The sequence below is a fragment of the Streptomyces sp. NPDC058955 genome (assembly GCF_042741435.1).
GTDB lineage: Bacteria > Actinomycetota > Actinomycetes > Streptomycetales > Streptomycetaceae > Streptomyces.
Genome location: NZ_JBHYKM010000041.1, coordinates 27,674 through 50,087, shown reverse-complemented (window position 1 = coordinate 50,087; position 22,414 = coordinate 27,674). Strand labels below are relative to the sequence as shown.

Genomic DNA, 22,414 nt, shown 5'->3' with positions numbered 1-22,414 from the left:
AAGGATATCGGGGTCGCCCGATCGGCCGCCACCTCCCTCACCCTCTGGGTGGCCCGCTCACCCGGGAGAGTGAGCGTCATCCCCCGCGCCGGTGTCGGTCCGGCGTCGTAGGGTGGGAGGCCCCGGCCCGTACGACGTGTCGGGCCGTTCGCGTTGTCCGCTTCGCCAGCTTGTTCGTTCGCTCTCGTACGTATCGGGATGGAAATCCATGAGCCTGCACGGTCTGCTCGACCTCGTCGTCAAGGACGCGGCCCTTGAGGAGGCGATGACGGCCGCTTTCGACGGGAACCGTCCGCACGTGGACCTGGTCGGGCCGGCCGCCGCCCGGCCCTTCGCCGTGGCCGCGCTGGCCCGGGACTCGGGGCGGACGGTGCTCGCGGTGACGGCGACCGGCCGGGAGGCCGAGGACCTGGCGGCGGCGCTGCGCTCGCTGCTCGACCCGGACACCGTCGTCGAGTACCCGTCCTGGGAGACGCTGCCGCACGAACGGCTCTCGCCCCGCTCGGACACCGTCGGCCGCCGGCTCGCCGTGCTGCGCCGGCTCGCCCACCCGAGCCCGGACGACCCGGCCGCCGGCCCCGTCTCCGTCGTCGTCGCGCCCATCCGGTCCGTGCTCCAGCCGCAGGTGAAGGGGCTCGGCGACCTGGAGCCGGTGGCGCTCAGGACCGGGCAGACGGCGGACCTGAACGACGTCGTCGAGGGGCTCGCGGCCGCCGCGTACGCGCGCGTGGAGCTGGTCGAGAAGCGCGGCGAGTTCGCCGTCCGCGGCGGCATCCTGGACGTCTTCCCGCCGACCGAGGAGCACCCGCTCCGGATCGAGTTCTGGGGCGACGACGTCGAGGAGATCCGCTACTTCAAGGTCGCCGACCAGCGCTCCCTGGAGGTCGCCGAGCACGGCCTGTGGGCGCCGCCCTGCCGTGAGCTGCTGCTGACGGACGAGGTGCGCAGGAGGGCCGCGGCGCTCGCCGAGGAGCACCCGGAGCTCGGCGAGATGCTGGACAGGATCGCCGAGGGCATCGCGGTCGAGGGCATGGAGTCGCTGGCGCCGGTCCTCGTCGACGACATGGAGCTGCTGCTCGACGTCCTCCCCACCGGGTCGATGGCCGTCGTCTGCGATCCGGAGCGGGTCAGGACCCGGGCCGCGGACCTCGTCGCCACCAGCCAGGAGTTCCTCCAGGCGTCGTGGGCGGCGACGGCCGGCGGCGGCGAGGCGCCGATCGACGTCGGCGCGGCCTCCCTGTGGGGGATCGCGGACGTCCGGGACCGGGCGCGGGAGCTGGGGATGATGTGGTGGTCGGTGTCGCCCTTCGCGGCGGACGCCGAGGCCGACGGCGACACCCTGACGCTGGGCATGCGCGCCCCGGAGGCGTACCGCGGCGACACCGCCCGCGCGCTCGCCGACACCAAGGGCTGGCTGGCCGACGGCTGGCGGACGGTGTACGTCACGGAGGCCCACGGTCCCGCCTCGCGCACCGTCGAGGTGCTGGGCGGCGAGGGCATCGCGGCCCGGCTGACGGCCGACCTGGCGGACGTGGACCCGGCCGTGGTGCACGTGGCCTGCGGGTCGATCGACTTCGGCTTCGTCGACCCGGCGCTGAAGCTCGCCGTGCTGACCGAGACCGACCTGTCCGGCCAGAAGGCGGCCGGCAAGGACGGCCAGCGGATGCCGGCCAAGCGGCGCAAGACCATCGACCCGCTGACCCTGGAGGTCGGCGACTACATCGTGCACGAGCAGCACGGCGTGGGCCGCTACCTGGAGATGGTGCAGCGCACGGTGCAGGGCGCGACCCGCGAGTACCTGCTCGTCGAGTACGCCCCCGCCAAGCGCGGCCAGCCCGGCGACCGGCTCTACATCCCGACGGACCAGCTGGAGCAGGTCACCAAGTACGTCGGCGGCGAGGCGCCCACCCTGCACCGGCTCGGCGGCGCGGACTGGACGAAGACCAAGCAGCGGGCGAAGAAGGCGGTCAAGGAGATCGCCGCCGACCTGATCAAGCTGTACAGCGCCCGGATGGCGGCCCCCGGCCACGCCTTCGGCCCCGACACCCCGTGGCAGCGGGAGCTGGAGGACGCCTTCCCGTACGCGGAGACGCCCGACCAGCTCTCGACGATCGCCGAGGTGAAGGAGGACATGGAGAAGACGGTCCCGATGGACCGGCTGATCTGCGGCGACGTCGGCTACGGCAAGACGGAGATCGCGGTGCGGGCCGCGTTCAAGGCGGTGCAGGACGGCAAGCAGGTGGCGGTCCTGGTGCCGACGACCCTGCTCGTCCAGCAGCACTACGGCACCTTCTCCGAGCGGTACGGGCAGTTCCCGGTCAACGTCCGCGCGTTGTCCCGCTTCCAGACGGACACGGAGGCCAAGGCGACCCTGGAGGGGCTGAAGGACGGCTCGGTCGACGTCGTCATCGGCACCCACCGGCTCTTCGCCTCCGAGACCAAGTTCAAGGACCTGGGCCTGGTCATCGTCGACGAGGAGCAGCGCTTCGGCGTCGAGCACAAGGAGCAGCTGAAGAAGCTCCGCGCCAACGTCGACGTCCTCACCATGTCGGCGACGCCGATCCCGCGGACCCTGGAGATGGCGGTGACGGGCATCCGGGAGATGTCCACGATCACCACCCCGCCGGAGGAGCGGCACCCGGTCCTCACCTTCGTCGGCCCGTACGAGGAGAAGCAGATCGGCGCGGCGATCCGCCGCGAACTCCTGCGCGAGGGCCAGGTGTTCTACATCCACAACCGGGTGGACTCGATCGACCGGGCGGCGGCGCGGCTGCGCGAGATCGTCCCGGAGGCGCGGATCGCGACGGCCCACGGCCAGATGAGCGAGAGCGCCCTGGAGCAGGTCGTGGTCGACTTCTGGGAGAAGAAGTTCGACGTGCTGGTGTCGACGACGATCGTCGAGTCCGGCATCGACATCTCCAACGCGAACACGCTGATCGTGGAGCGCGGCGACAACTTCGGCCTCAGCCAGCTGCACCAGCTGCGCGGCCGGGTCGGCCGGGGCCGTGAGCGCGGCTACGCCTACTTCCTCTACCCGCCGGAGAAGCCGCTCACGGAGACCGCGCACGAGCGGCTCGCGACCATCGCCCAGCACACCGAGATGGGCGCGGGCATGTACGTGGCGATGAAGGACCTGGAGATCCGCGGCGCGGGCAATCTGCTCGGCGGCGAGCAGTCCGGCCACATCGCGGGCGTCGGCTTCGACCTGTACGTGCGGATGGTCGGCGAGGCGGTGGCGGACTACCGGGCCTCGCTGGAGGGCGGCGCGGAGGAGGAGGCGCCGCTGGAGGTCAAGATCGAGCTGCCGGTCGACGCGCACGTCCCGCACGACTACGCGCCCGGCGAGCGGCTGCGCCTCCAGGCGTACCGGGCGATCGCCTCGGCGAACTCGGAGGAGGACATCAAGGCCGTGCGGGAGGAGCTGACCGACCGCTACGGCAAGCTGCCGGAGCCGGTGGAGAACCTGCTCCTGGTGGCGGGGCTGCGGATGCTGGCCCGGTCCTGCGGGGTGGCGGAGATCGTCCTCCAGGGCCCGAACATCCGCTTCGCCCCGGTGGAGCTGCGGGAGTCGCAGGAGCTGCGGCTCAAGCGGCTCCACCCGAAGTCGGTGATCAAGCCGGCCGTCCACCAGATCCTGGTGCCGCGCCCGGCGACCCGCCCGATCGGCGGCAAGCCGCTGGTCGGCCGGGAACTGCTCGCCTGGACCGGGGAGTTCCTGACGACGATCCTGGACTGATTCAGTCCGCGGGGCCGGCGGTCCCGGTCTCGCGGTCGTCGGTGAGGAAGCCGGTCAGCGAGGCGAAGTACTCCTCCGGGGTCAGGGCGCCCACGGCGTCGTCCACGTTGTGCGTGAGGTACAGGGTGGCGAAGCCGTGGGCGAGGGACCAGGCGGCGATGCCGGTGGCGCGGGCGTCCCGGCCGGTTCGGGCGGTGACGCCGGCGCGGAGTTCGGCGCCGGCCCGCTCGCGCGCGGCGGTCAGGTCCGGGTCGTCCGCGCGCAGCAGCGCCGGGGCGAACATGACCTGGAAGTGGGCGGGGTGGTCCGCCGCGAAGCGGACGTAGCGGCGGCCCCGGTCGGCGAGCGAGGCGCCGCCGGCCAGCGCGTCCGCGAGCAGGCCGAAGCCCTGGGCGGCGATGGCGGTGAGCAGGCCGGTCCGGTCGCCGAAGTGGTGGGCGGGGGCGGCGTGCGAGACCCCGGCCCGGCGGGCCAGGTCGCGGAGGCTGAGGGCGCCCGGGCCGTCCGCCGCGATCACGTCGAGGGCCGCCGACAGGACCGCCTGGCGCAGGTCGCCGTGGTGGTAGGTGCCGCGCTCCGTGCTCCGAGGTGTCATGGGCGCAGCCTAGCCCGAATCTAGTCATTGACAAGTTGCCCCGCCCGGGCGCAGTCTTGTCAGTGGCTAGATTCGTGCACCGCCGTCCCGGAGGTCCCCATGGACACCGCTCGCGTACGACAGATGTGGCATCTGCTCGAACCCCTGCACGCCCTGCACTACTACGCCCCCGAGGCGTTCGAGGAGGCCGCCGCGCTCGGCTACGACACCGGTGAGCGCTGGCCCTCCTACTTCGCCTGGCGGGCCGCGCCGTTGGGGGCCGTCGGGCCCGCCCGGGTCGCCTCCGCCTTCTACAGCTTCAGTCCGGCCATGGTCGCCCGGTACGTGCCCGCCGCCTGGCGGACCGCCGCGCCCGGTGAGGTGCTCGCCGCGCGGCTGCGGGGCGTGGACCGGAGCTACCGGGGGCTGCTCGACGTGACCGGGCTCGACGAGGCCGCCGGGCTCGCGCGCCGCGCCGCCGAGGCCGCCGACACCGCCGGGCGGCCGCTCGCCGCCGCCCATGCCGAGCTGGACTGGGCCGGCGCGCCGCACCTCGTCCTCTGGCAGGCCGCGACCCTGCTGCGCGAGCACCGGGGGGACGGGCACGTCGCCGCGCTGCTCGCGGCCGGGCTCGACCCGGTCGAGGCGCTGGTGTCGTTCGCCGCCGTCGGGGCCGCGCCCGAGGGCGTCTTCGCGAGCCGGGGGTGGAGCGCGCAGGAGTGGGCGGCCGCCCGCGAACGGCTGGCCGGACGGGGGCTCGTGGACGCCGGGGGCGCCGCCACCCCGGCCGGCCGGGAGCTGCGGGCCGAGGTCGAGCGGCGCACCGACGAACTCGCCGCCGCGCCCTGGGCCGCGCTCGGCCCGGACGGCACCGCCCGGCTCGCGGAGCTCCTCGGCGGGCCCTGGCTGGCCGCGATCGGTTCGGGGCTGCTGCCCTCGGAGAACACGCTCGGGATCGGCAAGATCTGATGAAATGATCGCTATCGGCGCTTTTCCGCCTAGGATTCCCGGGTGCTGATACGCCGAAAGCTCCCCCGCGCCGCCGCTCCCGCCGCCGTCCTCGCCGGACTCGTCCTGCTCTCCGGGTGCGCCCTGCCCGGCGACGGCGGCCAGGAGTCCTCCGGCGGCTCCGCGCCCACCGGTCGGGTCACCAGCCCCTTCCGGAACCCGGACGGCACCCGGCCGGGTCTCGCGCCGGTGACGGCGGAGGCCGAGCGGGCCCGGGCCCGCGCCCTCATCGACGGGCTCGCCACCAAGGGGCGCGGGCCGCGCACCGGTTACGCGCGGGACGAGTTCGGGCACGCCTGGCTCGACAAGGCCGACGGCGTGCCGTTCGCGCGGAACGGCTGCGACACCCGCAACGACCTGCTCCGCCGGGACGGCCGGGACCTCCGCTTCCGGGACGGCTCGGACTGCGTGGTCGTGGCGATGACGCTGGACGACCCGTACACCGGCACCACCATCGACTGGCGCAAGCAGAAGGCCGCCGAGGTCCAGATCGACCACGTCGTCCCGCTCTCCTACGCCTGGCAGATGGGCGCCTCCCGCTGGTCCGACGCGAAGCGGAAGCGGCTCGCCAACGACCCGCTGAACCTGCTGCCGGTGCAGGGCCGCGCCAACTCCGCCAAGGGCGACTCGGGTCCGGCCTCCTGGCTGCCGCCGGCCAAGGGTATCCGCTGCGCCTACGCCGTCCGCTTCGCACAGGTGGCGGAGAAGTACGAGCTGCCGGTGACCGCCCCGGACCGGACGGCGATGGCACGGCAGTGCGGTAGCTGAACGGGCCCGTCCGATAATCGGTTGGCGTGGCGTCAGAAGATCTCTAGCCTGCGGGGCATGGACCAGGAACTGAAGATCACCACGCTCGCCGAGCGGCCCGAGCTCGAAGGGCCGATGTGGTCCATGAAGGACCTCTGGCCCGAGTTCATGATGTACGACCCGGTGGGCTGGTCGCACATGGGCCGGATCGTCCGCGAGTTCCCCGAGTACGTGCTCGTCGCCACCGATCCGGACGGCACGGTCGTCGCCCGCGGCTTCAGCGTGCCCTTCCTGCTCGACACGGACGGCCGCCGGACGCTGCCCGACCGGGGCTGGGACGAGGTGCTGCTGTGGGCCTTCTCCGACCTGCGGCACGGGAAGACGCCCGACACGGTCAGCGCCATCGAGATCACCGTCGACACCAGCGCCCTCGGGCGCGGCATCTCGCACCGGATGCTCGCCGCGATGCGGGAGAACGTGCGCCGGCTCGGCCACTCCGAGCTGGTCGCCCCGGTCCGCCCCAACGGCAAACACCTGGAGGCCGCCGCCTCCATCCACGAGTACGCCTTCCGGACCCGGGAGTCCGACGGGCTGCCGCACGACCCGTGGCTGCGCGTGCACGTCCGCGCGGGCGGCCGGATCGAGGCGGTCGCGCCCGCCTCCATGACGGTCTCCGGCTCCCTGGAGCAGTGGCGGAAGTGGACCGGACTGCCCTTCGACACCGAGGGACCCGTGGAGGTCCCGGGCGCGCTGGTGCCCGTCCACTGCGAGGTCGCGCGCGGATACGCGGTCTACGTCGAGCCCAACGTGTGGGTGCGGCACGCGGTCTCCGCCGGCTGACCCGGCCGACGGGCGGCGGGGGCGGAGGTACCGCCCCCGCGAGGTGATCTCCGGGGCGGGCGCTGTACCGTACGGCGTCCCCTGTCGTACGCGCGTGCAAAGCACCGTGCGCCCGTCACCCTGAGAGGTCCCGACCCGTGAACCAGCCCGTCGTCCTGGAGAAGGGCGCCCTCCCGCGCCGCGAGGGGCCGCCCCCGCTCGCCGCCCGGGCGGCGCTGGCCGTCGTACCGGTGCTCAGCCTCGGCGTCCTCGGCTGCGTGCCCGCGCTGGCGCTCGCGCTGTACCGGGGAACCCGCGCCGACTGGCTGGCCGCGCTCCTGTTCACGGCCGTCTCGGTCGGCTGGTGCTTCCAGATCGCGCTGACCCCCGTCGACACCGCGGGCGGCGCCTTCCTCCTCGACCTGCTGCTGCTCACCGTCTCCACGGTGGGCGCGGCCGGGCACGTCCTGCTCGTGCGCGGGAAGGGACGGGCCGCGTGAAGACCAGGCGTACGTGGCGCACCCGCGCCCGGAAGACGGAGCCCCGCTCCACCGCGCCCGACGCGCTCGCGGCGGCGGCCGGGATGCTGCGCGGCCGGGCCGGCTGGGCGCTCGGCTCGGTCCTCGTCCTGCTGCTCGGGCTGCTCGCGGCCCGGCTGGTCTCCGGCGCCGCCGGCGACGGGGGCGGCACGCCCCCGGACACCCGCTCCCGGGCCTACGCGGACCGGGACGCCTGCCTCCTGACGGACGAGCGGGGCATCGTGTCGGGCGCTCCCGCCGCGCCCCTGTGGGAGGGCATGCAGCGCGCGTCCGCGGACGGGCGGGTGCGGGTGACGTACGTGCCGGTGATGGGGGAGCGGACGGTGGCGAACGCGCGCCCGTTCCTCAACGGCCTGGTGCAGCGCGACTGCGAGATCGTCGTGGCCTCGGGCCCGGCCCAGGTGGCGGCGGCGACGGAGGCCGCGGCGAAGAACGGCGGCGTCCGGTTCGTCGTGGTCGACGAGGGCTCCGGTTCCGGTGCGGCCCCGGGGAACGTGACGCGGATCGCGGCGGGCGGGAAGGCCGGCGGCGAGGTCGAGGCGGTCGTGGCGCGGCTGGCCCGGGAGGGCTGACCCTTCGGGGCGAAGCAGGCGGAGGGGATGGAACCGCTCTTAGCGGATGTTCCTCCTCCGGTTTCTAAAGGCAAAGTAAAAAAGGCACCCCTGGGTCACACGCGTGATCGACCATCGGGAAGGCTCGCGAGGCTTTGTAAGCAACGCGTAAGTAAAGGCCGACCCATGAAGACACGCCGGGTCCGTGGCCCTCGCCTCTTTCCGCCAGGCCGAACTGGCAGACGCAGGTTGAGGGCTACGGCTCTTTCCACGCTCATAGCGTTCTTCCTCATGCTCACCACCGAGACGGCGATGGCGACCGGAGCCGTCCTCGAACCGGTACGCATGCCCGAGATCTCCCTCTCGGGCCTGTGGAAGTGGCTGAAGAGCGACGATCCCCTCGACACCCCCGACCAGCAGGGCGGCACCGCCCGCGGCAAGAGCCACAAGGCGTCCGCCGACGCCACCAGCACCGAAGGCGGCGCCGGCCGCAAGCCCGGCAAGGGCAAGGGCGAACTCGCCCCGTTCCAGCGGGAGACCGACGACCCCGCCGAGGTCCGCACCGGCGAGGCGCCGGGCAACGCCAAGAGCTTCGACGAGCGCACCAGCAGGCGTGACGCCAAGAAGTCCACGGCCACCTCGGACCACTACGTCAACGCCGACGGCTCCACCACCGTCCGCCACTACACCGGCCGGACCAACTTCAAGGCCGCCGACGGCACCTGGAAGCCGATCGACACGAGCCTGACCGAGGACGAGGACGGCCGCCTCCAGCAGAAGGCCAACTCCCTCGACGTCGAGTTCGCGCCGACCGCCGCCGACAAGGCCCTCGCCTCCGTCGACTTCGGCAAGGGCCGCACCCTGGCCTACGCCCTGCGGGACGCGGCGAAGAGCGAGCCCGTCGTCGACGGGAAGAACGGCACCGTCACCTACGCCGGGGTCCTGCCCGACACCGACGTGCAGCTCGTGCCGCTCGCCGAGGGCTTCAAGGAGAACGTCGTCCTGCGCTCCCCGCGGGCCGCGAACTCCTGGACCTTCCCGCTCGACGTGAAGGGCCTCACCCCGCGCGTCGCCGCCGACGGCGACGTCGAGTTCACCGACGCCGACGGGAAGGTCACCGCGACCATCCCGCACGCGTACATGGAGGACTCCAAGGTCGACCCGCGCTCCGGCGACGCCGCCCAGTCGCGGAACGTCACCTACGAGCTCACCACCGTCGACGGCAGGCCGGCCCTGCGGATGACCGCCGACCGCGCCTGGCTCGACGACCCGGCGCGCGTCTACCCGGTGACCGTCGACCCGACCGTCACCGCGTCGAACTCGACGTACACGCAGAACACCATCGGCGGGGACCACTCCACCGAGACCCAGATCAAGGTCGGCTCGTACGACTCGGGCACCAACAAGGCCAACTCCTTCCTGCAGTTCAGCACCCTGGGCACCACGCTCGCCGGGCAGCGGGTCACCGCCGCCAGCCTGAACGTGTACGCCCTGTGGTCCTCGACCTGCGCCGCCCAGTCGTTCTCGGTCCACCCGGTCACCCAGTCGTGGACGCCGTCCGGCGTCACCTCGTACCCCGGCCCGTCCTACGGCGCCGCGATCGGCACGGCCACCCCGGCGCCCGGAGCCTCCTGCTCCAACAGCTCGGGCTCGGCGAGCGTCGGCGTCAAGATGCCGGTGACGCTGTCGACCACCTGGTTCAACAACGTCGCCGGCGGCGCGGCCAACCACGGCCTCGCGCTCACCGCGCCGACCAACGACATGCTCCACTGGAAGAAGTTCCACTCGGACAACTCGGCGACCGCCGGCTACCGCCCGGCCCTGGTCCTGACCTACACGCCGAACACGGCGCCGCAGGTCAACGCCCAGTACCCGCCGGCCAACTTCCAGGCCAACACGCTCCAGCCGGAGCTGCTGGTCTACGCGAGCGACGCCGACAGCGGCCCGAGCCCGCTCTCGTACACCTTCGAGGTCTACGACGACGCCGGCGCCCTGGTGGCGACCTCCGGCGCGATCGCCAAGGGCAGCTGGAAGGTGCCCGCGGGCAAGCTGAAGTGGTCGGAGAGCTACGACTGGTACGCGGAGGCGAGCGACGGCACCTCCGCCGTCGTGGAGGGCAGCCGCTTCACCACGGCCGTGCCGCAGCCGCCGGTCACCTCCGGCCTGTCGATGAACACCGACGGCCACGAGTTCGACCCCTCGGACGGCAACTACACGACCGAGGACACCGACGCCGACGTGCCGGTCATCGGCCCGTCGCTGGAGATCGACCGCTCCTACAACAGCCTCGACCCGCGCGTGGACTCCGCGTTCGGCGCCGGCTGGTCGACGATCGTCGACATGAAGGCCGTCGAGGTCAAGGACGGCGCCGGGGCGCTCACCAGCGTCGTCATCACCTACCCGGGTGGTGAGCAGGTCGCCTTCGGCCGCAACTCCGACGGCACCTTCGTGCCCCCGCTGGGCCGCTACGCCCGCCTCGCGGCGGTCACCGGCGGCTACGCGCTCACGGACAAGGACTTCACGGAGTACGCCTTCAAGCAGGCGACCGCGACGACCGGCACCTACGCGCTGAGCAGCATCAAGGACTACGCGGGCCGCACGGAGACCTTCACCTACGACGCCAACAAGCGCCTGACGAAGATCACCAACGTCACGTCCAAGCGGAATCTGGGCCTCACCTGGTACCAGCCCGCCGGCGCGACCGCCTGGCACGTCCAGACCGTCTACACCGACCAGGCCACGACCGGCGACGCCAACTCGGTCCAGACCTGGCAGTACACCCACACCGGCGACCAGCTCACCAAGGTGTGCCCGCCGGCCGACTGGTCGAAGTGCACCACGTACACCTACGCGACCGGCAACCACTACCGCACCACGGTCCTGGACGCCGACCCGTTCGCGTACTGGCGGCTCGGCGAGACCTCCGGCACGGTGGCGAAGGACGCCCTCGACGCCAACCAGGGCCAGTACAACGGCACGTACAAGAACGTGACGCTGGGTGGCACGGGCCCCCTCGCCGGCTCCACCCAGAAGGCGGCGACCTTCAACGGCACCACCTCGTACGTCGAGATGCCCGCCTCGCCGGGCGCCACGCCCTCGTACACGACGGTCTCGCTGTGGTTCAGGACGAGCACCGCGGGCGGCGTCCTCTTCTACTACGGTGACAAGCCGCTCAGCGACCCCGACCCGGTCGCCAACACCACCAAGAACACCCCCGCGGTGTACGTCGGCATGGACGGCAAGCTGCGCGGCTGCCTGGCGATGTCGCCGGGCTGCATGACGACGATCACCTCCACCCCGACCGTCACCGACGGGCAGTGGCACAACGCCGTCCTGACCGGTGTCGCCAACAGCCAGACGCTGTACCTCGACGGCACCGCCGTCGGCTCCCTGTCGGGCACGATCAACGACTGGGTGCAGCCCTACATCTCGCTCGGCGCCGGTGTGAACACCGACGGCTGGCCGTCGATGAACCCGAACGACAAGCTCGGGCACTTCAACGGACAGATGGCCGAGGTGGCGATCTACTCCGAGCCGCTCTCGGCCGGCGTGATCTCCACGCAGTACCAGGCCGCCAAGCGGTCCGCCGGACTGCTCCAGAAGATCACCACGCCCAACCTGAAGACCCAGGCGTCGGTCGTCTACGACACCACCGACGACCGCGTCCTCCAGGCCACCGACGGCAACGGCGGCACCTGGAAGCTCAACCCGCCGACCATCACCGGCTCGTCCCAGGTCTACCGCTCCGCCGTCATGGGCTCCGCCCCGGCCGGCTACTGGCGGCTGGACGACACCCAGGGCGCGGCGCAGGCCGCGAACCAGGTGAACACCGGATTCGGCACGTACAACAACGTCATCCAGGGCACGGAGGGCCCCTTCGGGCCCGGTGACGCGAGCGCGGCGACCTTCGACGGGTCGACCTCCTTCGCGGAGCTCCCGTACGGCCCGCTGCACGCCAAGGCCGACCGCTCGGTCGAGCTCTGGTTCAAGACCGCCGAACCCGGCGTGATCATGAGCGACCAGAGCGTCGCCCCGAACAACCCGGGCGGCGTCACCGGCAGCTGGAGCGACCTGCTCTACGTCGGCGCCGACAACAAGCTGCACGGCCACTGGTGGTCGAGCACCTGCAACGGCACCGCCACCCTCGGCTCCACGGGCACCGTCACCGACGACAAGTGGCACCACGCCGTCCTGTCGGCCGCCGGCACCACCCAGACGCTGTACCTGGACGGCGTCAAGCAGGGCACCTGCACCGGAGCGCCGAACGACCAGACGACGTCCCGGACGTTCGTCGGCGCCGGCTTCTCCAAGTGGTACAGCTCCCCGGGCGACGTCTCCTTCTTCACCGGCTCCCTCGCCGAGGTCGCGGTCCACGCCAAGGGCCTCACCGACGCGGACGTGGCGGCGCACTGGGCGGCCTACAAGGCGTCCTCCGGCATCGCCCCGGTCAAGACCGTCACGCTGACCGACCCGACGGACCGGACCCTCACCTACGTGTACGACGCCGAGATGGGCAACCGCCTGCTCGCCGCGATCGACACCGAGGGCGCCCGCACCACCTACGGGTACGACACCGGCGGCTTCCTGCACACCGTGACGGACGCCAACGGCAACCGCTCGATCACCGGCCACGACGTGCGCGGCAACGCGGTCTCCCAGACCACCTGCCAGAACACCGCGGCCAACAAGTGCTCGACGGAGTACTTCACCTACTACCCGGACGCGACCACGGCCTTCCCGCCGATGGACCTGCGCAACGACCTGCTCCTCACCGAGCGCGACGGCCGTTCCTCGGGCCCGACGGACAACGCGTACCTGACCAGCTACAGCTACGACACCGGCGGCAACCTGCTGTCGGTGACCACGCCCCCGGTGGCCGGCCACCCCAACGGCCGGACCGCGACGACCACGTACACCACCGCCACCACCCCGGCGGCGGAGGGCGGCACGGCGGTCGCGCCGGCGGGCCTCGTGGCGCAGGTCGTGACGCCGGGCGGCCGGAAGACCACGTACACCTACTACGCCAACGGCGACCTGGCCCGGATCACCGACGCCAACGGCGCCAAGGTCGAGTACACGTACGACAACCTGGGCCGCGAGATCTCCAAGAAGGAGATCTCGGACGCGAACCCGGCCGGTCTCGTCACGACCCAGACGTACGACAAGAACGACCAGGTCCTCACCGAGACCACCCCGGCGGTCACCAACCGGGTCACCGGTGCCAAGCACCAGGCGAAGACCACCACGGCCTACGACCCCGACGGCAACATCCTGTCGCAGTCGGTCGTCGACCTCACCGGCGGTGACACGGCACGCGTCACGTCGATGACGTACGACGCCCACAACCAGCTGGCGAGCCGGACGGACCCGGGCGGCGACACCACGTCGTTCGAGTACGACGCCTACGGCAACAAGGTGAAGGAGACCGACCCCATGGGGACGGTCAACACCTACACCTTCGACGGCGAGCAGCGACCGCTCACCACCAACCTGCTGAACTACACCGGCGACCCGTTCAACCCGACGGCCCCGACGACGCTGGTCCAGGAGTCCCGGGCCTACGACCCGGCCGGCCGCCTCGCGTCGATCACCGACCCGATGGGCTGGCAGACGGCGTACACCTACACCGACGACGGCCTGTCGGCCACCGTGGTCCGCAAGGACCCCGCGACCGGCAAGTCCTTCACGGAGCAGGCGAACACCTACGACGCCGCCGGCAACCTGATCGAGCAGATCACCAACGACGGGCAGACCCGCACCACCTTCACGGTGGACGCGGCCGACCGCACCGTCTCCGAGGTCCTCGACCCGGGCGGCCTCGCCCGGACCACGCAGACCGGCTACGACCCGGACGACAACGTGGTCACCGAGACGGACCGCGACCCGGCGACGGGTGACGTGTCCACCACGGACACCCGGTACGACGCCCTGGGCAACATCACCGGCACCACCGTCCACGACGGCACCACGGCCCCGGTGGCCCGCTACAAGCTGGACGAGACCACCGGCTTCGGCCTCGCGGACTCCTCCGGCGCCAACAACACCGGCAGCCACGGCACCGGCATGCACTGGAACACCGACCGGGGCGGCAGCGCCGTCCTCGACGGCAACGCCGAGTCGTGGGCGCAGACCACCGGCCCGGTGGTGAACACCAACGGCAGCTTCACGGTCTCCGCCTGGGTCAAGCTGGGCTCCACGACGGCCAACCGGACCTTCGTCGCGCAGGACGGCAAGGAGGCCTCCGGCTTCCAGCTGTACTACTCGACGGCCTACGGCTGGACCTTCAACCGGCACGCCACCGACACCTACGACCCGGCCATCGTGCGGGTCTCGTCGGGCACCGCCGCCGTCACCGCCAACACCTGGACCCACCTCGTCGGCGTCTACGACCAGGCGAGCGCCAAGCTGCGCCTGTACGTGAACGGCGTCGAGAGCGGCACCGCCGCCACCTTCGGCACGCCGTGGGAGGCCACCGGCCCGCTCCAGCTCGGCCGCCGCTGGTACAAGGGCGCGTACGGGGAGAACCACCTCGGCGGCCTGGACGACGTCCAGGTCTACTCCGAGGCCCTCGCCCCGGCGCAGATCACGGCGCTCAAGGGCGGCACCCTGCCGGCCGCGGGCTCCACGGTCCGCACCACCACGTGGAAGCTGGACCAGCGCGGTCTGCCGGTGTCCCAGACGGACACCGCGGGCAACGTCACCGACTACGGCTACGACGAGCTCGGCCAGCAGACCTCGGTCACCGAACCGGCCGTCATGGCGGAGCAGAACGGCGGGACCCCGGTCTCCGTCCGCCCCGTCACGATGACCGGCTACAACACCTTCGGCGAGCCGACCGAGTCCTCGGACCCGCTCGGCAACGTCGTGACGACGGCGTACGACGCCGAGGGCCAGGAGTCCTCGACCACCACGCCGGAGTACCTCGCGCCGGGCGCCACCACCCCGATCCGGGCCACGTCCTACAACGAGTACAACAAGCTCGGGCAGGTCACGGCCGAGGTCGACCCGCTCGGCAACCGCACCACGTACACGTACACGCAGCTGGGCGACCTGGCCTCGGTCACCGAGCCCGGCGGCGGCACGACGCGGTACACGTACGACGCCAACGGCGACCAGCTGTCGGCCACCCGGCCGAACGGCGCCCGCCAGGAGTCGACCTACGACTACCTGGGCCGCGAGCTGACCAGCACGGACATCGTGCGCCAGCCCACGCAGCGGGCCTACACGGCGATCAACGAGTACAACGCGCCGGGCGGCGAGCTGTCCCGCACGGTCTCGCCGCAGGGCGTCTCCGAGTCGTACAAGTACAACGCCGTGGGTGAGGTCGTCGAGACGACCGACGGCGCGGGCAAGGTCTCGCGCTTCACCTACGACATGGACGGCCAGCCGCTCACGGCCACCGAGCCCGACGGCACCAGCACCCGCAACACGTACGACGGCTTCGGCCAGCTGGTGACGACGGAGGACCTGGACGAGACGGGTGCCGTGCTGCGCACGGCCCGGACCGGTTACGACCGGGCCGGCAACATGGTCTCGGCGACCGATCACCGCGGTCACACCAAGACCTTCACGTACGACTCCTCGGGTCTGATCACCAAGGTCGTCGAGCCGGTCTCCGCGACCGAGTCGATCACCACGACCTACGGGTACGACGCGGCGGGCAACCAGACCCGCTTCACCGACGGACGGGGCAACCCGTTCCTGACGACGTACAACACGTGGGGTCTGCCGGAGAACCAGGTCGAGCCGTCGACCCCGGCGCATCCGAACCTCGCGGACCGGACGTTCACGGCCGTCTACGACGGCGCCGGCCGGATCAAGGAGTCCCGTTCCCCCGGCGGGGTCGCGATCTCCTTCGAGTACGACGTGAAGAGCCGGCTGGTCCGCCAGTCGGGTACGGGTGCGGAGGCCGCCACGGCCGACCACACGTACAGCTACGACGCCGACGACCAGGTCACGGAGGTCGCGGGGCTCGGCACGGAGAAGAACACCTTCACCTACGACGACCGCGGTCTGCTGCTGACGGCCAACGGCCCCTCGGGCGCCTCGTCCTTCGCGTACGACGGCGACGGCGGGATGACCTCCCGCACCGACGCCTCGGGCACGTCGACCTTCGGCTACGACACCGCCGGGCGTCTGAAGACGCTGAACGACGGTGCCACCGGTTCGACGGCGACGTACGGCTACGACATCAACAGCAACGTCACGTCGATCGACTACGGCACGGGCAAGGCGAAGCGTGCCTTCGGGTACGACAAGCTGGAGCGCCCGGTCAGCGACACGCTGACCTCGCCGACCGGCAAGACGCTCGCTTCCTTCACCTACGGGTGGGACGCGAACGACAACCTGACGTCGAAGACGACGACGGGGCTCACCGGCTCGACGGCCAACACGTACACGTACGACTGGGCCGACCGCGTCACCTCCTGGAACAACGGGACGACGACCGAGGTCTACGGCTACGACGCGTCCGGCAACCGGACCCGGGTGGGTGGCGACACCTACACCTACGACGCCCGGAACCGGCTCACGTCGGACGGCCACAGCGCCTACACGTACACCGCGCGCGGCACGCTGAGCTCGGTGACGGACGAGGCCAGCCGCGTCACCAACATGAAGGTCGACGCCTTCAACCGGGTCATCCAGGAGGGCAACCGCACCTACACCTACGACGGACTCGACCGGGTCCTGAACGCCAAGGACGAGACGGGCAGCGCGCTCTACTCGTTCCAGTACGCGGGCGCCGGCAACGACGTGGCCTCGGACGGCGTGACGTCCTACAGCCGCGACGCGGCGGGCGGTCTGGTCGGCGTGAAGACGGCGGCCTCGGCGGTGCTGGCCCTCACGGACCTGCACACCGACGTGGTGGCGCAGTTCACCACGACGGGCGAGGCGCTCACCGGTTCGACGACGTACTCGCCGTTCGGCAAGGTCCTCCAGACCTCCGGAGCGGTGGGCGCGCTCGGCTACCAGTCCGGCTGGACCGACCCGGCGACGGCGAAGGTCAACATGGCCGCGCGCTGGTACTCGCCGGAGACCGGCCAGTTCAACAGCCGTGACACCGTCGGCCTCGACGGGATCCCGAGCTCGATCACGGCGAACCGGTACGCGTACGCGGACGGCAACCCGATGACGGGCATGGACCCGACCGGCCACTGGCCGGACTGGGCCGACAAGATCGTCAAGAAGGTCAAGAAGAAGGTCAAGAAGACCGTCAAGTCGGCCTACAAGAAGGTCAAGAAGGCCGTCAAGAAGGTCGCCAAGGTCGTCAAGAAGGCCGCGAAGAAGGTCAAGCGGGCCGTCAAGAAGGCGGTGAAGCGCGCCAAGCGGGCGGTACGGAAGGCCGTCCGGTACGTCGCCGACAGCGTCCGGAAGGTGAAGAGATACGTCAAGCGCGTCTACAAGCGCGTGAAACGTGTCGCCCACAAGGTCGTCAAGCACGTCAAGAAGGCGGTCCGGAAGGTAGCGAAGGCCGTCAAGCACGTCGCCAAGAAGGTGGTCAAGGCAGCCAAGAAGGTCGGCCGGGCCGTCAAGAAGGCGGCGAAGGCGACAGCCAACTTCGTCAAGCAGCACGCCTCCACCATCGCCTCGGTGGCCACCGGCATCGCCGTCTTCGCGGGCTGCACCGCGATCACGGCCGGTGTGGGTGCCGTCGGCTGCGCCGCCCTCGCGGGCGCGGCGGCCAACGGCGTCGGCTACATGATGAGCGACGGTCCGAAGTCGGTCGGCGGCTTCCTCGGCGCGGTCGCCATCGGCGCCGTGACCGGCGCGGCCGGCGGCGTCGGCGGCCGTCTCGCGGCGAGCGCCGCGGGCAAGCTGCTCTCCGGCACGGCCGGCAAGATCGCGACGAACGTCGCGGAGAACGCCGGCGAGGAGGCCCTGACCGGGGCCGTCGAGTACGGCACCTCCTGTGTGAACAGCGAGGAGGGCTGCTCGGTCGCCGGAGCCGCGAAGGCGGCGACGATCGGCGCGGTCATGGGCGGCGCGTTCGGCGCGAAGGGCAAGGGCAACGGCGCGAAGTCGAAGGACTCCCCGTCCTCCGACGGCGGCTCGGGCGGTGGCTGCCCGATCCGGCGCGGTGACACGCCGCACAGCTTCACCGCGGCGACGCCGGTCCTCATGGCCGACGGCACGACCAAGAAGATCTCCGAGGTCAAGAAGGGCGACAAGGTCCTCACGGCCGAGCCCGGCAAGAAGACCAAGGAGGTCCACGAGGTCAAGCAGGTGATCGTCACCAAGACCGACCGCGACTACGTCGATGTCACCCTCACGACGGAGGCCGGCCGGAAGACGATCCAGACCACCGAGCACCACCAGTTCTACGAGTCCACCCGCAACGCCTGGACGCAGGCGGGCGACCTCCAGGTCGGCCAGAAGCTCCAGAACGGAGAGGGCGCCCCGACCGCGATCGTCGAGGTCAAGTCGTACAAGGCCGACCGGACCACGTACGACCTGAGCATCGAGGGCCTGCACACGTACTTCGTGTTCGCCGGCGACGCGGTGATGGCCGCCGACCCGAGCGACGCGGTGCTGGTGCACAACTGCGGCGGCAAGGTCAAGGGCCACTCGCAGGTGTGCGAGTGCAAGCCGGACAAGCCGGAGAGCGAGGTCACCCTGGACGCGGACTCCTTCGAGCAGGCCCGGAACATGGGCCTGGACATCGTGGGACCGGTCGACGTCGGCTCGCGCAGGACCATGCGCGGAACCCTGGAGAAGGCGGTGGAGACCTTCGGCCGCGTCACGGGATTCAGAGCGACGAGCGGTGGAGAGTACCGGGAGTTCCGCCTGGACGTGGACGACAAGAAGGGCACTCACATCAACGTGATGACCGGAAAGAAGTCCTCGGTCAGGAAGTACGCCATCAGGTGGCCCGGAACCAGCGTGACACCATGGCTCAGGAGGAACGTGTGAGCGGATACGAGTTCTACGGAACGGAGCCCGGCTACCTTCCGTCGTTCATGAACGACAAGAAGGACCCGGACAGCGGCACTGTCGTGAAGCTGTCGGCGGAGGAGACGCGCCGGCTGAGGGCGGAGAGCCTGTCACGGTTCCCCGTGGCCGGTGGCGCGGATCTGGACTGGAGCCGGGCCCCGTACACCGATCGCGTGGTCTGCGAGACGGACGAGGACTGGGGACGGGCCGCGGCCGCGTACCTGTCCCCGTACGCGGAGGAGGGGCGGCTGGTCGCGCTCTTCTGGGGCGATCTGTCGATGCCCGACGTCACCATGCCCGTCGAGGTGGCGATCCGGCGCGCGGAGGACCTCATGGATGCGGACATGCATTTCTGGATGCATCCCCTCGGGGTCCCGGTGCTCATCGAGTACCTCCAGGACGGACAGGTGACCGTGGCGCCGGTTCCGGGCGACTGAGTTCGGAAGCGACGTGAGGGGGAGCCCCGCCGGACCTTGTCCGGCGGGGCTTTCCCGTTCCTGCCCGTTGCCGCGGCCGCCTCAGCCCGTCTTCGTCCAGTCGGCGCAGCCCGCCGTCTTGAAGTAGGCGTCCTTGGCGGTGATCTTGACGACCGCCGTGCCCGTCACGTTGTCGTTGGCGAGGATCGAGTCGACGCCGTGGCTCGCGTCCTTCGAGCGCTCCCAGTAGCACTCGGCGTCCTTGTTGCCGGTGGACTTGTAGGTGCCGGGGGCGATGTCGACGCCGACCTTGAGGGTGCCGGCGGAGCCCTTGACGGTGGTGCCGGAGGGGGTGCCGGCGGCCTTGGGGTCGACGGCCTCCCAGGTGCCGCAGCTCGTGGACTTGAAGAGCTTGTCGGACGCCTTGATCTCGACGTAGGCCGTGCCGGTCACGTTGTCGTTCGCGAGGATCGAGTCGACCTCGCCGGTCGCGTCCTTGGCGCGCTCCCAGTAGCACTCGGCGTCCTTGTTGCCCGTCGAGCGGTAGAGGCCGGGCTTCACGTCCGAGCCGACCTCGAAGTCGCCGTCGCCGTCGATGGTGACGGCCTTCGGCTTCTCCGGGGCCTCGGACCCGGTGGCGCCGGAGTCCTTCGAGCCGGAGGCCGCCGGGGCGGAGGACTTCGCCTCGGGGGTCTTGGTGTCCTCCCCGCCCCCGCCCATCGCCGCGCCGATGGCGACGACGACCACGATCGCGCCGGCCGCGGTGAGGACCTTGTGGCGGGCGAACCAGTTGCGCTGCTGCGACTTCGACATGGCTGTGAACACCTTTCAGGTGTCGAGGGGGATTCCTGTGGACTCCGCGTTTCGATGGCGTAATCACAGCAGAGTCTGTGAACCGAGTCAACCGTGTTCACGAATATCTGCTCGGCTCACACCGTGAATGGGGTTCGTCGGTATGCTCGGTGTTTCCCACAGGACGGACGGAGGGTGCAGGTGCCCGAGGACAGCGCTACAGAGGTCACCGCCGCCGGCATCGCCCGGCTCGCGGGCGTCGGCAGGGCCGCCGTCAGCAACTGGCGCCGCCGCCACGCCGACTTCCCCAAGCCCGTGGGCGGCACCGAGACCAGCCCCTCCTTCTCCCTCCCCGAGGTCGAGCAGTGGCTCCGCGAGCAGGGCAAGCTCGCCGAGGTCCCGCTCCGCGAGCGCGTGTGGCAGCAGCTCGCCGGCCACCCCGTCTCCACCCTCACCGGCCTCGTCCACACCGGCTGCGTCCTGCTGCTCCTGCGCGAGCGGCCCCCCGGCGTCACCGCGCTCGCGGCCCTCCCCGACCCGCGCTTCACCGACGCCCTGCCCGGCGCCCTCGAAGAGGTCCTCACCGTCCGCTTCGGCATCCCCCGGGCCGTCCCCACCCCCACCGCCGGCGAACTGGCCCCCGCCGCCCCGCTGCTGCGCGCCGCCATCGAGCTCGCCGCCGAACTGGGCGGCCCCCGCCAGTGCTTCGAGTTCCTGCTCGGCCGCCACCTGGACGCCAACCCGCGGCAGTACACGCTCACCCCGCCGCCGCTCGCCGAGCTGATGGCCGCCCTCGCCGCCGCCGCGACCGCGAGCGCCGGCGACCCGCCCGCCACCGTCCTCCTCGACCCGGCCTCCGGCACCGGCGGCCTGCTCCGCGCCGCCGCCCACCCCACCACCCTCGCCGTCCAGGACGCCGACCCCGAACTGGCCGCGCTCTCCGCCCTCCGCCTCGCCCTCCACGGCGACGCCGACATCCGCTCCGCCGCCGGCGACACCCTCCGCGCCGACGCCTTCCCCGAGCTGCGCGCCGACACCGTCCTCACCCACCCGCCGTTCAACGAGCGCGCCTGGGGCCACGACGAACTCGCCTACGACCCCCGCTGGGAGTACGGCTTCCCCGCCCGCACCGAGTCCGAGCTCGCCTGGGTCCAGCACGCCCTGGCCCGGCTCCGCGACGGCGGCACCGCCGTCCTCCTCATGCCCCCCGCCGTCGCCTCCCGCCGCTCCGGCCGCCGCATCCGCGCCGACCTGCTGCGCCGCGGCGCCCTGCGGGCCGTCATCGCCCTCCCGGCCGGCGCCGCGCCCCCGTACGGCATCCCGCTCCACCTCTGGGTCCTGGTCCGCCCCGCCGCCGACCGCCGCCCCCCGGCCGAGGCCCTCTTCGTCGACACCGCCGGGCTCGTCCCCGACGCGGGCCGCGACAAGCTGCCCTGGACCACCCTGCAGAACGCGGTCCTCGACGCCTGGGCCGGCCGCGCCGCCGACGACACCCTCGCCCGCGCGGTCCCCGTCATCGACCTCCTCGACGACGAGGTCGACCTCGCCCCCGCCCGCTACCTCACCGCCCCCGACGCCGGCGGCTCCGCCACCGAACTCGCCGCCGTCCGCGAACGCCTGGACGCCACCCTCGTCCGCACCCGCGCCCTCGCCCCGGCCCCCGGACCGGCCCGCCCCGCGGCCCGCCCGCTCACCACCGTCGGCGAACTGGCCCGCACCGGCGCCCTCCAGCTCCGCACCGGCGGCCAGGGCACCGCCCCCGCGGGCCGCGAGATCCCCGTCCTCACCGAGCACGACGTGCTCACCGGCGCCGCCCCCTCCGGCACCCTCCCCGAGGCCGCCGACGGCCAGGCCGAGGACCCCGTCCTCGTCCGCGAGGGCGACGTCGTCGTGCCCGTCCTCGGCGGCGGCCCCGCCGCCCGCGTCGTCGACGCCGCCACCGCCGGCGCCGCCCTGGGCCGCAGCCTCCAGCTGCTCCGCCCCGACCCGGACGCCCTCGACCCCTGGTTCCTCGCCGGATTCCTGCGCGGCACCGCCAACAACCGGCAGGCCAGCAGCTTCGCCTCGACCGCCACCCGGCTCGACGTCCGCCGCCTCCAGCTGCCCCGGCTCCCGCTCGCCGACCAGCGCCGGCACGGCGTCCAGTACCGCGCCCTCGCCGACTTCGAGGAGGCCCTGCGGCTCGCCGCGCGGCTGGGCGAACAGCTCGTCCAGGGCCTCTACGACGGCCTCGCCGACGGGAGCGTCCGGTCCGAGTGACGGCCCCCGCCCGGGCGGGTGACGGCCCCTGCCCGGTCCCT

General features: G+C 71.9%; 11 protein-coding genes. 9 read left to right on the top strand and 2 right to left on the bottom strand.

What is annotated here, in order from left to right:
• Positions 1 to 208 precede the first annotated feature (208 nt).
• Complete coding sequence (gene mfd, locus ACFW1I_RS18065) at positions 209 to 3,736, top strand: transcription-repair coupling factor (protein WP_384670744.1); 3,528 nt, start codon at positions 209 to 211, stop codon at positions 3,734 to 3,736.
• A 1-nt stretch (position 3,737) separates the two neighbouring features.
• Here the strand turns inward: mfd and ACFW1I_RS18060 are convergent, their stop codons facing one another.
• Entirely contained in the window at positions 3,738 to 4,331 is a 594-nt protein-coding gene (locus ACFW1I_RS18060) for a TetR/AcrR family transcriptional regulator (protein ID WP_384670742.1), read from the bottom strand.
• A 99-nt stretch (positions 4,332 to 4,430) separates the two neighbouring features.
• Here ACFW1I_RS18060 and ACFW1I_RS18055 point away from each other — a divergent pair, with 99 nt between their 5' ends.
• The 7 genes from ACFW1I_RS18055 to ACFW1I_RS18025 all read left to right on the top strand — a co-directional run bounded on the left by ACFW1I_RS18055 (position 4,431) and on the right by ACFW1I_RS18025 (position 19,343).
• Positions 4,431 to 5,279, top strand: a complete 849-nt coding sequence (locus ACFW1I_RS18055; RefSeq protein ID WP_384670740.1) for a hypothetical protein — start codon at positions 4,431 to 4,433, stop codon at positions 5,277 to 5,279.
• Between the two features lie 42 nt (positions 5,280 to 5,321).
• Positions 5,322 to 6,086, top strand: a complete 765-nt coding sequence (locus ACFW1I_RS18050; RefSeq protein ID WP_384670738.1) for an HNH endonuclease family protein — start codon at positions 5,322 to 5,324, stop codon at positions 6,084 to 6,086.
• Between the two features lie 57 nt (positions 6,087 to 6,143).
• Complete coding sequence (locus ACFW1I_RS18045; protein ID WP_384670735.1) at positions 6,144 to 6,905, top strand: N-acetyltransferase; 762 nt, start codon at positions 6,144 to 6,146, stop codon at positions 6,903 to 6,905.
• A 137-nt stretch (positions 6,906 to 7,042) separates the two neighbouring features.
• Positions 7,043 to 7,384 (top strand): hypothetical protein, encoded by a 342-nt coding sequence (locus ACFW1I_RS18040; protein ID WP_384670733.1) that lies wholly within the window; start codon positions 7,043 to 7,045, stop codon positions 7,382 to 7,384.
• Positions 7,381 to 7,995 (top strand): BMP family ABC transporter substrate-binding protein, encoded by a 615-nt coding sequence (locus tag ACFW1I_RS18035; RefSeq protein ID WP_384670730.1) that lies wholly within the window; start codon positions 7,381 to 7,383, stop codon positions 7,993 to 7,995. The genes ACFW1I_RS18040 and ACFW1I_RS18035 overlap by 4 nt, the downstream gene beginning before the upstream one ends.
• A gap of 270 nt (positions 7,996 to 8,265) precedes the next feature.
• On the top strand, positions 8,266 to 18,885 hold the full coding sequence (locus ACFW1I_RS18030) for a LamG-like jellyroll fold domain-containing protein (protein WP_384670728.1): 10,620 nt from the start codon (positions 8,266 to 8,268) through the stop codon (positions 18,883 to 18,885).
• Positions 18,882 to 19,343 (top strand): hypothetical protein, encoded by a 462-nt coding sequence (locus ACFW1I_RS18025; RefSeq protein WP_384670726.1) that lies wholly within the window; start codon positions 18,882 to 18,884, stop codon positions 19,341 to 19,343. Before ACFW1I_RS18030 ends, ACFW1I_RS18025 begins: the two co-directional genes overlap by 4 nt.
• Positions 19,344 to 19,424: 81 nt before the next feature.
• Here ACFW1I_RS18025 and ACFW1I_RS18020 read toward each other — a convergent pair whose 3' ends face one another.
• Complete coding sequence (locus ACFW1I_RS18020) at positions 19,425 to 20,135, bottom strand: hypothetical protein (RefSeq protein WP_384670723.1); 711 nt, start codon at positions 20,133 to 20,135, stop codon at positions 19,425 to 19,427.
• A gap of 180 nt (positions 20,136 to 20,315) precedes the next feature.
• Between ACFW1I_RS18020 and ACFW1I_RS18015 the strand changes: the two genes are divergently transcribed.
• The gene (locus ACFW1I_RS18015) at positions 20,316 to 22,373 is read left to right on the top strand and encodes an N-6 DNA methylase (RefSeq protein WP_384670721.1); all 2,058 of its coding nucleotides are present in this window, start codon (positions 20,316 to 20,318) and stop codon (positions 22,371 to 22,373) included.
• Positions 22,374 to 22,414: the final 41 nt, after the last annotated feature.